Genomic DNA, 14,586 nt, shown 5'->3' with positions numbered 1-14,586 from the left:
ATTATTTGTTCATTATTTAAATTCTGATTAACCATTAACCACCTCGCCGCCGTTAACGTGGATGACCTGCCCCGTGATAAACGACGCATCGTTTGATGCAAGGAAGACGTAGGCCGGTCCCAGTTCTGAAGGTTGACCGGCACGTTTCATAGCCGTTTCGCTTCCAAAGGTTTTAATCTTTTCCTTATCAAATGTGGCAACGATCAGCGGCGTCCAGACCGGGCCGGGGGCAACCGCATTCACCCGGATCTTTTTATCGGTCAGATTAGTAGCCAGCGAGCGGGTGAAACTGGTGATGGCGCCTTTAGTCGAAGAATAATCGATCAGGTTGGGCGATGACCGGTACGCGGTGACGGAAGTTGTATTAATGATGCAATCACCCTCAGCCAGGTATTCCAACGCTTCATTCGCAAAATGAAAGTAAGCGAAGATGTTGGTACGAAACGTATCTTCCAATTGCTTTTCATCGATCGACTTTGGATCCTTTTGCGGGAATTGCATCCCAGCATTATTTACCAGGATATTTAATCTTCCGAGTTGACTAACTGTAGCTGCCACTGCCTTTTTGCAGAAGGCTGCTTTTTTTACATCGCCTTTCAACAGCAGGCATTTCTGACCTTCTGCTTCAACCAGACGCCGTGTTTCTTTTGCATCGACGTCTTCGTTAAGATATACAATAGCGACATCTGCGCCTTCCCTTGCAAAATGGATGCTGACAGCCCGCCCGATTCCGGAGTCACCTCCTGTGATGAGCGCCACCTTGCCAGCTAACTTTTGGGAACCAGTGTAGCTGCTTTTAATATATTCCGGTGCGGGGTCCATTTTAGCTTCAATACCCGGCTGTCGGTTTTGCTTTGCTGGAGTTTTTGCCATTATTTTGCGGTTTGATTATTGATGGAAGCCATGTCGATCACATAGCGGAAGCGAACATCCTCGTCCTTCACTTTTTCGTAGGCTTCGTTAATCTCCGGAATATCGATCAATTCGACCTGCGGCAGGATGTTATGCTCCGCACAGAAATCCAATACTTCCTGTGTCTCAGCAATCCCGCCTATTAAAGAGCCGCCAACGCTGCGGGCTTGGCTGGCGATTTCCATGTTGTTTAACGGTTTTTCATAAGGTGCCAGTAATCCTACGGTTACTAAGGAACCCCTCCGGTGGATGAGGCTGATGTAAGGCGTGATATCAAAAGGGTCAGGAATGGTCACTAAAATGAAGTTAAAGTATTTTTCATACCGCTTCATTTCCTCTTCATTATCCGATACGATTACGCTATCGGCGCCAAGTTCTTTGGCTAATTCCCTTTTCTCTTCTTTAGTAGTAATAGCCGTTACTTCCGCGCCCATCGCTTTGGCAATCATTACCCCCATGTGTCCCAGGCCGCCGATGCCCACAATAGCTACTTTATCACCCGCTTTTACCCCCCAGTGGTTTAATGGCGAGTAAGTCGTTATGCCGGCGCAAAGGATCGGTGCAGCTTTCCTGATATCCAGGCCGACCGGAATGCGCAAAACAAAGTCTTCTTTAACGACCAGATTATTTGAATAGCCACCAAAGGTGTTGTAGCCGCTGCCATCAGCAATAAAATAGCCATTATAGGTCATGGTTGGTCCATGCGGATGCTCGCAGAACTGCTCTTCCCCTTCCTGGCAAGCGGAGCACGTTTTGCAGCTGTCTACCATACAGCCCACTCCCACAACGTCCCCTACCTTAAATTTGGTAACGGCTTCGCCAGCGTAGGTAACACGACCGATCACTTCATGGCCGGGCACGCAGGGATAGATGGTATTTTTCCAATCGTTTTCTACCTGGTGCACATCAGAATGGCAGACCCCACAGTAGAGCACTTCAATTAAAAGTTCGTCAGCCTGGGGTGCATCCCGTTCGAAATCCATTGGCTTCAAAGTCTCGCCGCCAATCAGGGCGCCGGACGCGCCGTAGCCCCGGGTGATAATTTTATTGAATACAACTGTTGTAGTTTCCATTGGTAGATGATTAGTTATTTTGATTTTGCTGTTCCTGTCCTACGGGTTTTTGCTGCTCATACAGCTGGTGCGCCACAGCGCTATCCGGCATAAAGTTGGCAGCATTAACCTGAATTTTATTTTTAAAACCTGCAATCACGCGATCTTCACCTGCCATTAATGCATTGTAGCCTGCCTGGGCTACATCACCCGGATCGGCCATGGCTTCCTGATCCTGCACCGCTTTGCTTTCGTTCATGTCGGCTTTGTTAAAGAAATCGGTATCTGTAACGCCCGGCATTAAAGCCGTTAGGGTTACGCCGCTGTCTTTTACTTCCTCGCGCACCGCGGTGGTAAAGGACAATACAAATGCCTTGGTCGCATGATAAACCGCCTGCCATGGGCCTGGTAGTTTACCGGCTACGGATCCGAGATTCAGAATTTTACCTTCGCCGCGGGCGATCATTTCTTTCAAAAAATGCTTGGTAAGAATAACGGTAGCACTAATATTCAATTTCACGATATCGAGTTCGCGCTCCAGGTCGTTATCTTTGAATAAGCCATATACGCCTTGTCCGGCATCGTTAACCAATACGTCAACCGGTGTTGTAATCTCGGTACAGAGCGCTTTTACCTGCTCCAGATCAGAAAGATCTTTTGCAATGGTTGTAACCTGTATACATGAAGTCTGTAGTTCATTCTTAGTGCTATCCAGTTCGCCCACGTTGCGGGCGACAATGATCAGATTATATTGATCTTTGGCGAAAAGCTTAGCCAGTTCTTTGCCAATCCCGCTGGTGCCACCAGTGATCAGGGCTGTTTTTTGTTGGTTTTCCATAGCAGAAGTTTTTGCTTAGTTTTTAATTTTGATCGGATCATCTTCGTTTTTTGTTGGCTTCTGCTGCTCCCAAGGTTTAAGGACCACCTTCACGCAATCTTCTTCCTTCTTGTCAAAGATTTCGTAACCATGCGTTACCTCGCTTAAAGGCAGCGTATGAGTAATGATATCGTCCAGTACTACTTTTTCGGTTTTAACCAGTTCGATGAGATGATCGATATAATTGAGTACCGGCGCCTGGCCCATTTTCAACGTGATGCCTTTGTCAAATATGCGATGTAGCGGGAAGTTATCGAAGGGAGAACCATAAACACCCATAATTGAGACTGTTCCCATGCGACGGACGGCTTTGAATGCCATGTCCAGCACTTTCATACTGCCGACTTCAAAATTCACCAATGCTTTTGCCTTATCGAGCAAATTGCGTTCGGGTTCAAAACCTACGGCGTCTACACAGACATCTGCACCCCGGCCGCCGGTCATTTCGCGGATAGCCTCCACAACGTCCACATCGTGCGGGTTCAATGTATCCACTTTGTTTACTGCCCTGGCTTTGTCCAAACGATAGTTCAACGGATCGATCGCGATTACACGGCTGGCACCATTGATCCAGGCTGCTTTCTGAGCCATTAGCCCTACAGGACCGGAACCAAAAATGGCAACAACCTCGCCGCCTTTCAGTTGAGCCCAGTCAATTGCGGACCAGCCTGTCGGAAAGATATCGGTCAGGAATATTACCTGTTCATCCGTCATGTTTTCCGGAACAATGCGTGGGCTGATATCTGCGTACGGTACCCGCACATATTCTGCCTGCCCTCCCGAATAGCCACCGTACAGATCGGTGTAGCCAAAAAGCGCGGCTCCTTTTTGATCGGCCATATCTCCGTTTGGACCATAATGCTTGTAGTTGGAGTTTTCACATGCCGGTGAGGCATCATGCTGGCAAAAAAAGCAGTGGCCGCAGGAGATCGGGAATGGCACTACCACGCGGTCGCCTTTTTTTAGTTTGGTGACACCTTTACCCACCTCCTCTACAATCCCCATAAATTCGTGGCCCATTACCATAGGATGGGTTTGCGGAACGCCTCCGCTCAGGATGTGCAAATCGGAACCACAAATAGCCGTGGAGGTTACTTTAAGGATCACGTCGTTGTCTTGCTCCAGACGCGGATCTTCTACGGTGTCGTAACGGATGTCGCCGGGTTTATGGAATACTGCTGCTTTCATAGGTTCACATATTTTGATGTCTATATTTAACCTGTAGTAAATTTTTTTGTTTAATAATATATGAGAAGTTTTCAAACACACAGGCTCTGCCAGTTGTAGTAGGTCTATGGTAACAAAATCGGATCAACCTATTGCCCGTGATGGAGCTTTGCAAAGCCCCTGGCAGTCTCCTACGGTAGACATGTCTTCATCCAACGTTGAGTCAAGCACTATTTATGATGCAGTGGTGGTTGGAGGTGGTATTACCGGACTTACCACAGCCTTATTGCTGCAAGAGGCAGGCAAAAAGGTGGTGATTGCGGAAGCACATACTTTGGGCTTCGGTTCAACAAGTGGAACCAGCGCCCATATCAATACATTTGCCGATACCACGTTTACCGAAGCGGAAAGTGCGTTTGGAGCGAAAGGCGCGCAGTTATTTGCTGACGCTATCGCTGAAGGACTCGGCCTCATTAAGGGGTATATTAACAGGTATGGGATTGCGTGCGATTATGAAACGAAGCCTGGCTTTCTTTATGCAGAGAATGACGATGAAGCTAAGCAGCTGGAAGAAATTTACCACGGCGCCGTTAAGGTAGGCGTAGCTGTTAATTACACCGACGAAGTTCCTACGCCAGTCCCGTTTAAAAAGGCACTAATCTGGGATGGTCAAGCCCAGTTCCACCCAATCAACTATTTGCATGGTTTACAAAAAGCCTTCGTAGCGGCTGGCGGGGTCATCCGGGAAAATACAATAATTACAACGATCGAAACCAACTCTGGCATTCATTCGGCCGGTGATATCCGGGCGCGAGCAGTGATTTACGCAACCCATATGCCGCCGAACCTTAATCTTTTCAATTTTGAATGCGCGCCGTATCGTAGCTATGTGATAGCGGTAAAACTCAAGAGCGGCAAATATCCGAATGCCTTAATCTATGACTGTCAGGAGCCCTATCATTACGTGCGGTCACATGTAGTAGACGGTGAACGATTACTATTGGTTGGCGGACTCGATCATAAGACCGGGCATGAAGACCCTGCCAAAGCGTTTGCCGGCCTGGAGAATTACATCCGGAAATATTACAATGTTTCTTCAATCAAATATCAATGGTCTTCGCAGTACTATGTACCGGTGGATGGCTTGCCTTATATCGGACAAATGCCGATGGCGAAACAAGGCATTTACTGTGCAACCGGTTACAATGGTAACGGTATGATGCTCGGCAGCATATCCGGGAAGATTCTGAGTGACGCGGTGTTGGGTTTAGAAAATGAGTATGCGGATTTGTTTCGTCCATCACGCGTTAAACCGATCGATAGTTTCAGTGAACTAGTGAAAGAGAATGCTGATGTGGCTTATCATTTCATAGCTGACCGGTTTGGTATACATGAAAGCGATTCGCTGAAACGGTTAAAGCCCGGTACTGGAAAGGTAGTCGAGGTGGATGGAAAAAAAATTGCTGCTTATCGTGATGATGCAGGAACGATCCACGCCTTAAGCCCGGTATGTACCCATGCCGGCTGCGTGGTAGGTTGGAATAACGAAGAGAAGAGTTGGGATTGCCCCTGCCATGGCGCGCGGTTCGACATAGACGGGAAAGTGTTAACCGGTCCTGCAACACGCAGTCTAGCGAAGATCGAAAATACAAATCCGCAGCACTAGTTAACGTTAAAAAAGCCCTGATATGCCTGGACAATTTTACGGCGGTACAAGTGGAATCAAGATCCCGATGCCGAAAAGGGATTTTCCTAAGGAGCACGCGGAGAAATCACGCCTTGCCTATTATGCCCACCATTTAAACAGCCTCGAAGTCAACAATTCTTTTTATCAATTACCGATGGCCAAAACCGTCAGCAAATGGGCTGCCGATGTTCCCTTGGATTTTCGCTTTACCTTTAAGCTTTGGAAAGAAATCACGCATCAAAAAAACCTCATTTTTAAAGCTGAGGACGTAATCAGGTTTTTGCATGTTATTAATATCTCCGCCGAAAAAAGAGGCTGCCTTTTAGTACAATTTCCACCTAGCGTACAAATTGGTGCGCTCGGGCAGCTGGAAGAGCTATTGCAATTATTAAGTACCAGCGATTGGACCGTGGCAGTTGAGTTTCGCCACAACTCCTGGTATAACGATAAGGTGTACGAGTTACTAAACAGTTTTCAAGTTGCTATGGTCATTCAGGACATGCCCAAAGCGCCATCACCACTGGAAGTGACCTCCGACGAATTAATTTACCTTCGCTTTCACGGACCTGAGGGCAACTACAAAGGAAGTTATTCGGAAGATTTACTTTATGAATATGCAACATATATTCAGGATTGGTTGCAGGAAAACAAGAATGTATATTGTTATTTTAATAATACCGCAGGCGACGCTCTGAACAATTTAAATCTTTTAAAAAGCTACTTAAAAATATAAAGCTTGTGATATCGGTTAATCTATCTACCTAGAGATCAGATATTATATAATACTGGATTTTCTAAACAACAATTAGGCTGACAGCCGTTGAAAAATTGGAAATACTTTTCGCATCGCTTTGAGTTAAAATAGCCAAACAAATATTCGACTATAAATTTACAGGCTATAGTTATGATTCAGGAGAACAATGATACCGGTCTTCATTAATACAGGCCAATGATAACAGAGTCTGTCGCGTGGGAATCTAAAGCTTCAGGCTTCCTAAAAAAGTTCACTTATATTAACATTCAAATATCAGCTATTTGCCACAACCGTTCTAAAGTTAATTTCGACCAGCAAGATTCGATCTTACTATAAGCATTGCATGATATATTTAAATGGGCTTCCAGATCCTCAGCCTTCTATTTTTTGCTATTCTTACATTTTTAATGTTGGAAACAACATCCCGGCAATTGGATATTTCTTTTCCATAAAAATGCCACTTTATATTGATTAGATAATGATATTGAGATCTGTAATTCTATTGTATATGAAAAATAGGCAGCCCTTTTGTGGCTACCTATTTCACTTCTATATTCAAGCAATTCTATTTCATATCGCTTTTTACTTTTCGGGCAGTATTTCTACCTGGCAGGTAAACTTGTAGCCCAAAAGATAAGCCGAAAGTACTTTGATAGCCGGCATCGCCGAAACCACCTACTCCATTATATTTTAGCAACGTCTCTAACCCAATGCTGGGGGTAACAAAGTAGGCAAACCCGGGACCAAAACTAAAATCCAGGCCATTCGTGTGACCTCCACCATCGCTCACATTAATCCCGCCGACACCCACCGTTGCTTCACCGAAAATTCTGCCGTGGCGTAATATTTCGACGTCCTTACCTGTATAATAGCGGCCTAAGCCGCCAATACCATAATTGGTTGTTGTGCTGCTGTTATGTGCAGATTGAATTCCCAGATTAATGTAACCACCAATGGCAACGTTGTCTTTTACAAACCAAGCTGCCTTTGGTGTCAGATCAATACTGATGACCTTAGCGTTATCCAGTCCGAGACTAAGGTTTGCGAAATTACCGCCTACCAAAACATTGCCTTGCTGAATTTGCGCCCGAACGGCAGAACTTGTCGCGAACAGCGCAAGAAAAGAAAAGATTAAATATTTTTTCATGATTATTTGATTAAAGCTTAAAATAATGAGAACTCAACTCGTCTGTTTTTTTGTCGGCCTGCTGCTGTTTTGTTGGAAGCGATTGGCTGGGTTTGTCCGTAACCTGTGGCTTCAATTCTCGATGCATTGGCACCTTGGGCTACCAGGTAAGCTTTAATCGCCTCTGCGCGATCTTTTGAAAGACTTAAATTTAAAGCTGCTGATCCTGTGTTATCGGTATGTCCGGCCAACTTCAAACTAAAATTCTTCTCAACCAACAGGGCTGCGACCCGGTTTAGGGTTGGATATGACTTTTCGCGGATGGTAGATTTGCCTAAATCAAATTCGAGGTCTTTAATCGCTTCATTAACAACTTTACGGTCGGCATCAGTGACAATAACCCTTACTTTCTCAATCGGCGCAGGAACTTTTAGCGGGCAACCAGATCCATCAACTGCGGTACCAGCCGTGGTTCCGGGACATTTGTCGAATTTATTCGCTACGCCGTCCATATCTTCATCAGACATATCTTTGGTATATTGCTGTTCATCGGCTATACGTTGCTGTTCTGCAATGGCCAATTTGTTACGCAACTCCATACTTTCAGCTGCATTTGCTTCGCGTAGGGCTGCAATAGCACTGTAATTTTGTAATTGCGATGATTTCCTTTTACCCAAGGCAATTTCCACACCCGCGTGTGCATAAGTAAAGCGATCATTCATCGCGCTTGCCACGCCATCAAACTGATTAGTCTTCATAAAACTCACCGTGTACCCCAAGTCCAGATTTACGCCTTTCGACAGGCCTATTTTAAATCCGGCACCAACAGGAACAAACCAGTTGCGCTGGTAGCCCAAATTCTCTCCGCCCGGCGTGTTGAACGTTTGTGCGTTATAGGACATGTAACCGGCACCCGCAGTCAAGTACGGCGATAGAAAATTCCGTTTTTGATTCAGGCTTAAATTGGCAATTGTAAAATTGGCACTTACCGAACCAGACCATTCTATATGCGTTTTGAAATGGCTGTTATCCTGCGCTTGTGTTCCTGATGGCAATCCATTGTACCGGAACCCTTTAAGTTTGCCGGCGAGGAAATCTGCCTGAATACCAAAGCCTGGCAGGATTTGTTTTTTGATATATCCACCGTATCCCCATCTTTCTTGCGGCGTTTGAAAATCACCATTTGCATTATTATTAAAGGGTGTATAGTGCGTTAACATACCACCATTCACACCGATTGACCAAGTTCGAAATTGCTTTTTATCAAATCTTTTCGTCGTATCTGACATAGTTTGCTGAGCAAAAGCAGATGCGGATGCACCTATTAAGCCCAGAACTAACGCAGACTTTGTAAATTTAAATTTCATGTATTTTTATTAATTGCAGATTATTCTTGCATGCAGCTATAGGGATAACCGTGCCACAAATACACATTTAGTTAAATATTTATTTTATTAATTAAATTAATTGATATTAACATCAATAATAAAACTCATTTATGAGCTTTACAATCCTGTCTACTCGATTTTCGGCGTGTTCTAATCAATCATAAAATATTTGCCGAATTTTAAATAAGGCGCGGGCAACCTTTCGCAATAATTTTTTTATGTTAGAAATCTTCGATTTAGGACAGGTCGTGATCGAATACTTCAATAATTATGGATTTTGATACATTAACCTTGAAGCAGGTGACTCATGTTAAAAGTAACTAACGATGCTCTTCAGTTAATTATATTCCAGTTTGCGAAAAAGTTTTTAAGTGGTGAAATGGCAATTACGTTTATCATTTCTTATTCTCGCCAACACATATTAGTGTGACTAAGCCGTTATTTCCCATATTCAGTCAATTAAAGTGCGCTTCTTATGGTAATGAAAAACTTCCTTAATCTGTCGAATAGATTACCATTCGGCAGGCGTTAAACGTAAGATCCGGCACATAAATTTTGAAAATCGATACGATTTTATGTTCCATCCACACTCGTTTCAGAGTCGTTAACTTTTTTTCGCTGTGTAATGAAGCGTCATAAGGGTTTCAGTTGAATGCTCCACCGTCACTTCAAGATCAAGATGGATCTGTCCATCTGTTTAAAATGCCACCTTCTACAAAAATAATTGTAGATGGGTTAACACATTTCTCAGTTGATTGTAACGTTTAAAGGAATATTCTTTAGGAAAGCTTAACTGTTCTTCGAACTCATTTATTTTGTCGGGCACGCTTACAAAAATTATATGTGTTGATAGTTTAACCTTCCGAGAATCAGTCCAACGACCCGACCTCAAGCTGTGGTATAACTTTTTAGGGTACAAAAACCCTTTCTCAACAAACCCCAAATCTGCCAATTGTTTCCCCCAGGGTCATTACGATTTAAAATGAATTGTTTAAGCGTGCGAGTTAAATCAATCGTGATACTTAAATCGAACAGCACTTTATCGAGGCATGGAACATTTTAGAATGCATTAACTCTTAATGTCAATTTACTCAAACTATAACATCATGATATTGTTGTGAAAATAAATTAATTAGTAATTAAATCACACATCTCTTGTTCTACCAATACCAACAGTTTTTCATGGGCATATCAACTTTCGTGTCCAATTAGCAAAACGAAATCGGAATATGAAAAAAATCATGACGAATATTATTGCCGGCCTTGCTGGTGCAGTAGCATTAAATATTATCCATCAAACTATTAAGTGTTTTGACGATGATGCGCCCCGGGTGGATCTGGTAGGCGAGGAAGTACTAACCGAAAGTATGCTATCGTTAGGACTAATGCCACTCACAGGTAATGCGCTATTTGCAGCGACTTTCGCGGGAGATATTTTCAGCAACACCCTGTATTATAGCACCATTGGCTTTGCAAAGAATAAGTTCATCCTTTTAACAGGAACCCTTGTTGGCCTGACAGCGGGCATTGGCGCTTTAGAATTGCCAGGCCCGATGGGCCTGAGCGATGCACCGGTCAACCGTACGGAGAAAACAAAATTATTAACCGTTGCCTTGTACACTATCGGAGGATTGGTATCCGCGATCTCCCTTAAAGTCCTCCGGAAAAGGTCGCTTTAACAGTAAAGTAAATCAGGTGAATAAGTTTTGTAAGAAGCCGAGTGTACCACTACTTATCTCGCCATTTGTAATTAAGCACGAAACATTCAATTATCCATTATAAACATAAGCTTAACATCGTTCAATATGATACAAGAATACTTCACGAAAGACGCTTTGCGCAACGGTATAAAAATTGTTAAAGCTGCTTTCAATGGTTTTATGGATGACCGGGCCTTGAAGTTCAGTGCTTCGTTAGCCTATTACACGATATTTTCTTTAGCACCGCTGTTACTGCTGCTGATTTCCATGGCAGGAATTTTTTTAGGAAAGGACGCCATTCAGGGAAAAGTTTTTTCTGAAATAAATGGCATGGTTGGTAACGACGCCGCCAAGCAGATCCAAGACATGATCAAGCATCTGGAAATGTCAGGAAAATCCACAATGTCAGTGATCATCGGAATAATCACCCTGATTATCGGCGCGACTACGGTGTTTGGCGAGATTCAGGAGTCAATCAATATGATTTGGCAAGTAAAACCTAAACCAAAAAAAGGCTGGTTGAAGCTGGTGAAAGACCGATTGTTGTCCGGTTCTTTGATTGTCACACTAGGCTTTTTGTTGTTAGTTTCCCTTGTTCTAAACGGCGCATTATTGGCGCTTAGCGAACGGTTAAAAACCTTTCTTCCTGACATTACAGTAATCGTTTTTAACGTTATTAATATCGTCATCAGCTTTGTAGTAATTGCAGTACTTTTTGGCGTGATCTTTAAAGTACTTCCCGATGTCAAGATAGCCTGGAAAGACGTTCGGTCCGGAGCAATTTTCACTGCGGTACTCTTTATGATTGGACGTTTGCTTATTGGAATTTATATTGAGAAGTCCGGTACCAGTTCTACTTATGGTGCGGCAGGATCGTTAATCGTTATCCTGCTTTGGGTATACTATACAGCAGCCATACTATATTTTGGTGCAGAGTTTACGCGAGCTTATGCCGATTTTAAAGGAGTTAAAATCGCTCCGGCTGAATTTGCAGTCCATATCGAGCAAAAAGAATCGGAACAAGACGTTGATGTTTTACCCAAACAGCATAATATTGAACCTGAAAAAAGTTAGTCGATAAATGGGTTACTCACCATGTCATAGTATTAACAACAAATGGACACGGCTATTTAAAGACGAGACTAACATCAGGGTAGAAAACATCTAATTCTGCAGTTATGATTTCTGATAACGAAAGTTCCCCAAGAATTACTTAGCGTAATATAGCGTAATAATCAAAATTTATTAGGGCTAAAATACGCGAGTGGTAAAATTCCCATTTGTTAGAATTGTACCCAGCTTCGCGCTTCACTTGGTTTAGCGGTGCTGACTATTATCGTGTCGTTTCAATTGGCAATGTGATAAAGAACTTATCATCAAAAACCTAAACCACGTTTTAAATTAAGCTTATGGAATTACATTACGGTCGTATTATTGAGAGGAAAATTAAAATTAGCGGGTATAGCGTTGGCGATGTAGCACGTCTGACCGGAGTAAACAGGCGATCTGTTCACAATTGGTTTAATTGTCGCAAATTAAACATTCAAACCATTGAGCGAATTGCACACGCGTTGAATTGTGACTTTTCACCGGATTTTCCAGATCTTTTTCCAAAGGGTCACTTTAGTAGTCTCGAAAGTGAATTAGAAGATTCTCAAATGAAAAATGGGAACCCGGTTCCACCGGAGAGCTCTGAAGCTTATTGGATAAATAAATACCTGGTGCTCCTGAAATCTTACAACGGGCTTTTGGAGGGACTTGCACAACCGGTACAATGCAATGATTGACAACATACTTATCTATTTTTTACTGATTTTGCGAAAATAAATCCACGTGAGTAGTATAGGAGCTTTAAGTTCACAGGTTAGGATTTCGGCAACTCTATAAAAAAAGTCGTTCCTTGATTTTCAATACTTTCGAACCAGATTTTTCCATGATGCCATTCTACAATAGTTTTAATAATTGACATCCCTAGCCCGGTAGAGTGCTCGCCTTTTAAGCCAGTCCTCCTTGCTTCACTAAATTTTTCAAAAAGTGTTTCATGGAATCGTTCTGGTATACCAATACCATCATCCGCCACTTTGATCATAACACTCTGTTCGCGTTCTTCGACTGAAACAACGATTCTTCCGCCGTCTCTGGTGAATTTAAGGGCGTTTGAGAGTAAATTATTGATAACCTGCAAAAATTTATCTTCGTCGACCTCAATATAGATCTCGGATTGATTAACAACGAACGAAATTTCTTTATGAAGCTTATTTTGATTACGAAGGTACTGCTCCGTTTGGTCCTTTATTTTCTCCGTGAGGTTAACCCGCTTCTTCACCAGGCTAACGCCCGCACTTTCCAAAAACTCATGATCGAGAAAATCTCTGATCAGCTTAATGCAGCTTTTACTGATTTTATTGACCAACTCGATATATTCATTAGCTCTCGAGCTTTGCCATTGTACCGCTTCGCGATGTAGCAAATCAGATAAATTTTGTATCACGCCGATTGGACCCGCCAGATCATGCGCCAGGATACTTAGTACAGAATTCTTCTTTGCATTATGCTTACTGATAATGTTTAGCTGTGTTTTGGCGGCTGTTATGTCCTCGGCATACCCCATTAATAATCGCTCGTCGTCAGTTGAAACTAGATATGCTGAAATATTGATGTGCCGCATTTCTTCTCCCCTAACTATACGACATTCGATCTGTTCCACATTTTTCCCTGCCGTGCAGGCCACAAATCTCGAAATTACATAATCTTTATCCTCCCGGTGTACCATAGCCAGTAAGGCAGGAATGGTAAAGGTTGCTTCCTCCGCTTGGAAAAAATCCTTAAACGCTGGATTAAGGTAAATAACACGTTCACTTGCTAAGCTGTACGAAAAGTAGAGTTGTTGAGAGCTTTCAACCATCTGTAACAAGCTGTCGGAAACGTTAATCATGGCGTTTTTGTTAGATTATTTCCAGCGTACAAATGGTGGGCCGGTTTAGACTTTTCGGCAGCTTTTAAACAGTGCTCTTCTTCTTCCCATCGCCCGTCGGCGACGAATTCGTTTTTCGCGTGCGTCAATTGATTATCATCAGCAAACTTAACTGCTATCTGATTCCGTTTCGCCGATGCACGTACTCTTCCGTGTGTTTGGAACATTTTAATTTGAATTTATAATCTGCAAACTTAGCTTTCTGTAAACCAAGCACCTCGTCCAAAGTCGGGACGAGGTGCTTTCTTCAGAATGGTCAGTTAGTATCCGTTTGCTGGATTTCTTAAGGTATAGATAGATGCCGATATTTTTTTTCGCGTTGCTCTACAGTAAGTTGAAGTTCATGTAACCAATAATACCTACTTGAGCTTTTCTATTGTAAATGAGACTGATCGTGACCTTCCAGTTTCACCAACTTGTTGTAAATACCCAGAAGAAGAAATGGTGCTGCCCATTGGCCAACAAATAAAGCCGTGTGTTTTTTGGCCATAATCTTTAAAGTGAGCGAAACGGTCATTGACCCCAGCGCAGCCCAAAGAAATAAATCGGAAGGTAATTTGGCGGTTTGTTCTTCAATCGCCGTGGCAACCCTACCTTCACTTTTGTCGTTTTGTTTGTTTTCCATCGTTAATTATTAATTAGATTAATTCCCTATCTGGAGGTCAATTATCGCTCCGGACCTATTTCTTTTTGTTGTTAGTTGCTTCGTCTTTAGAAACCGTCTTTTTTCCTGCCTGGTAATCAGACGTACTTTTCTTCTCTTCACTGGCAGGTGCCTTTTTTATGTTCTTTCCGCCTTTATCTTTACTCATGTTATTTTTTGATTATCAATTAACCCTTAATTATATTTTCGTGACTTTTATTAAAAAATACGATTTCCATCTTTACCCTCTTTTGAAATGCACACACATGTACGCATTCAGTAAGTCCAGCTGCCGCCAGGATGCAA

At 43.0% G+C, this 14,586-nt stretch carries 14 protein-coding genes; 5 read left to right on the top strand and 9 right to left on the bottom strand.

Annotation, left to right across the window (positions count from 1 at the left end; all coding sequences use genetic code 11):
* Window positions 1–27: 27 nt before the first annotated feature.
* The 4 genes from GSY63_RS03120 to GSY63_RS03105 are packed head-to-tail and all read right to left on the bottom strand — an operon-like array spanning window position 28 to window position 4,029.
* Complete coding sequence (locus GSY63_RS03120; protein ID WP_166584369.1) at window positions 28–873, bottom strand: SDR family oxidoreductase; 846 nt, start codon at window positions 871–873, stop codon at window positions 28–30.
* A complete protein-coding gene (locus GSY63_RS03115) occupies window positions 873–1,985 on the bottom strand; it encodes an NAD(P)-dependent alcohol dehydrogenase (RefSeq protein WP_166584368.1) in 1,113 nt (370 codons plus the stop codon). Before GSY63_RS03115 ends, GSY63_RS03120 begins: the two co-directional genes overlap by 1 nt.
* A 10-nt stretch (window positions 1,986–1,995) precedes the next feature.
* Complete coding sequence (locus GSY63_RS03110; RefSeq protein WP_166584367.1) at window positions 1,996–2,802, bottom strand: SDR family NAD(P)-dependent oxidoreductase; 807 nt, start codon at window positions 2,800–2,802, stop codon at window positions 1,996–1,998.
* Between the two features lie 15 nt (window positions 2,803–2,817).
* On the bottom strand, window positions 2,818–4,029 hold the full coding sequence (locus GSY63_RS03105; RefSeq protein ID WP_166584366.1) for a zinc-dependent alcohol dehydrogenase: 1,212 nt from the start codon (window positions 4,027–4,029) through the stop codon (window positions 2,818–2,820).
* Window positions 4,030–4,210: 181 nt separating this feature from the next.
* Between GSY63_RS03105 and GSY63_RS03100 the strand changes: the two genes are divergently transcribed.
* Both GSY63_RS03100 and GSY63_RS03095 read left to right on the top strand, forming a co-directional pair.
* Entirely contained in the window at window positions 4,211–5,674 is a 1,464-nt protein-coding gene (locus GSY63_RS03100) for an FAD-dependent oxidoreductase (RefSeq protein ID WP_166584365.1), read from the top strand.
* A gap of 22 nt (window positions 5,675–5,696) precedes the next feature.
* Entirely contained in the window at window positions 5,697–6,428 is a 732-nt protein-coding gene (locus GSY63_RS03095; RefSeq protein ID WP_166584364.1) for a DUF72 domain-containing protein, read from the top strand.
* Between the two features lie 586 nt (window positions 6,429–7,014).
* On the opposite strand, the gene GSY63_RS03090 is transcribed toward GSY63_RS03095, so the two are convergent.
* Together GSY63_RS03090 and GSY63_RS03085 are read right to left on the bottom strand one after the other, a co-directional pair.
* Complete coding sequence (locus GSY63_RS03090; RefSeq protein WP_166584363.1) at window positions 7,015–7,596, bottom strand: hypothetical protein; 582 nt, start codon at window positions 7,594–7,596, stop codon at window positions 7,015–7,017.
* Window positions 7,597–7,613: 17 nt separating this feature from the next.
* A complete protein-coding gene (locus tag GSY63_RS03085) occupies window positions 7,614–8,942 on the bottom strand; it encodes an OmpA family protein (RefSeq protein WP_166584362.1) in 1,329 nt (442 codons plus the stop codon).
* Window positions 8,943–10,204: 1,262 nt separating this feature from the next.
* On the opposite strand from GSY63_RS03085, the gene GSY63_RS03080 reads away from it, so the two are divergent.
* The 3 genes from GSY63_RS03080 to GSY63_RS03070 all read left to right on the top strand — a co-directional run bounded on the left by GSY63_RS03080 (window position 10,205) and on the right by GSY63_RS03070 (window position 12,450).
* Complete coding sequence (locus GSY63_RS03080; protein WP_243749141.1) at window positions 10,205–10,642, top strand: hypothetical protein; 438 nt, start codon at window positions 10,205–10,207, stop codon at window positions 10,640–10,642.
* 126 nt (window positions 10,643–10,768) lie between these two features.
* Window positions 10,769–11,737 carry a YihY/virulence factor BrkB family protein gene (locus tag GSY63_RS03075; RefSeq protein ID WP_166584360.1) on the top strand — a complete coding sequence of 323 codons (969 nt, stop codon included), beginning with the start codon at window positions 10,769–10,771 and terminating at the stop codon, window positions 11,735–11,737.
* Window positions 11,738–12,072: 335 nt separating this feature from the next.
* On the top strand, window positions 12,073–12,450 hold the full coding sequence (locus tag GSY63_RS03070) for a helix-turn-helix domain-containing protein (protein WP_166584359.1): 378 nt from the start codon (window positions 12,073–12,075) through the stop codon (window positions 12,448–12,450).
* Window positions 12,451–12,527: 77 nt separating this feature from the next.
* Here the strand turns inward: GSY63_RS03070 and GSY63_RS03065 are convergent, their stop codons facing one another.
* The 3 genes from GSY63_RS03065 to GSY63_RS24955 all read right to left on the bottom strand — a co-directional run bounded on the left by GSY63_RS03065 (window position 12,528) and on the right by GSY63_RS24955 (window position 14,449).
* Window positions 12,528–13,598 carry a PAS domain-containing sensor histidine kinase gene (locus GSY63_RS03065; RefSeq protein ID WP_166584358.1) on the bottom strand — a complete coding sequence of 357 codons (1,071 nt, stop codon included), beginning with the start codon at window positions 13,596–13,598 and terminating at the stop codon, window positions 12,528–12,530.
* A 412-nt stretch (window positions 13,599–14,010) separates the two neighbouring features.
* Window positions 14,011–14,262, bottom strand: a complete 252-nt coding sequence (locus GSY63_RS03060; protein ID WP_166584357.1) for a hypothetical protein — start codon at window positions 14,260–14,262, stop codon at window positions 14,011–14,013.
* 55 nt (window positions 14,263–14,317) lie between these two features.
* Complete coding sequence (locus tag GSY63_RS24955) at window positions 14,318–14,449, bottom strand: hypothetical protein (protein ID WP_262887326.1); 132 nt, start codon at window positions 14,447–14,449, stop codon at window positions 14,318–14,320.
* Between the last annotated feature and the right edge of the window lie 137 nt (window positions 14,450–14,586).

It is taken from the genome of Mucilaginibacter agri (genome assembly GCF_009928685.1).
Taxonomy (GTDB): domain Bacteria; phylum Bacteroidota; class Bacteroidia; order Sphingobacteriales; family Sphingobacteriaceae; genus Mucilaginibacter; species Mucilaginibacter agri.
Note: the sequence above shows the minus strand (reverse complement) of the source record. Positions and strands in the feature narration are given on the sequence as shown.

Coding starts and splice junctions, on each gene's coding strand:
- GSY63_RS03075 (WP_166584360.1), top strand. CDS start 10,769: ATGATACAAGAATACTTCACGAAAGACGCTTTGCGCAACGGTATAAAA.
- GSY63_RS03085 (WP_166584362.1), bottom strand. CDS start 8,942: ATGAAATTTAAATTTACAAAGTCTGCGTTAGTTCTGGGCTTAATAGGT.
- GSY63_RS03120 (WP_166584369.1), bottom strand. CDS start 873: ATGGCAAAAACTCCAGCAAAGCAAAACCGACAGCCGGGTATTGAAGCT.
- GSY63_RS24955 (WP_262887326.1), bottom strand. CDS start 14,449: ATGAGTAAAGATAAAGGCGGAAAGAACATAAAAAAGGCACCTGCCAGT.
- GSY63_RS03065 (WP_166584358.1), bottom strand. CDS start 13,598: ATGATTAACGTTTCCGACAGCTTGTTACAGATGGTTGAAAGCTCTCAA.
- GSY63_RS03080 (WP_243749141.1), top strand. CDS start 10,205: ATGACGAATATTATTGCCGGCCTTGCTGGTGCAGTAGCATTAAATATT.
- GSY63_RS03090 (WP_166584363.1), bottom strand. CDS start 7,596: ATGAAAAAATATTTAATCTTTTCTTTTCTTGCGCTGTTCGCGACAAGT.
- GSY63_RS03105 (WP_166584366.1), bottom strand. CDS start 4,029: ATGAAAGCAGCAGTATTCCATAAACCCGGCGACATCCGTTACGACACC.
- GSY63_RS03060 (WP_166584357.1), bottom strand. CDS start 14,262: ATGGAAAACAAACAAAACGACAAAAGTGAAGGTAGGGTTGCCACGGCG.
- GSY63_RS03100 (WP_166584365.1), top strand. CDS start 4,211: ATGTCTTCATCCAACGTTGAGTCAAGCACTATTTATGATGCAGTGGTG.
- GSY63_RS03095 (WP_166584364.1), top strand. CDS start 5,697: ATGCCTGGACAATTTTACGGCGGTACAAGTGGAATCAAGATCCCGATG.
- GSY63_RS03070 (WP_166584359.1), top strand. CDS start 12,073: ATGGAATTACATTACGGTCGTATTATTGAGAGGAAAATTAAAATTAGC.
- GSY63_RS03115 (WP_166584368.1), bottom strand. CDS start 1,985: ATGGAAACTACAACAGTTGTATTCAATAAAATTATCACCCGGGGCTAC.
- GSY63_RS03110 (WP_166584367.1), bottom strand. CDS start 2,802: ATGGAAAACCAACAAAAAACAGCCCTGATCACTGGTGGCACCAGCGGG.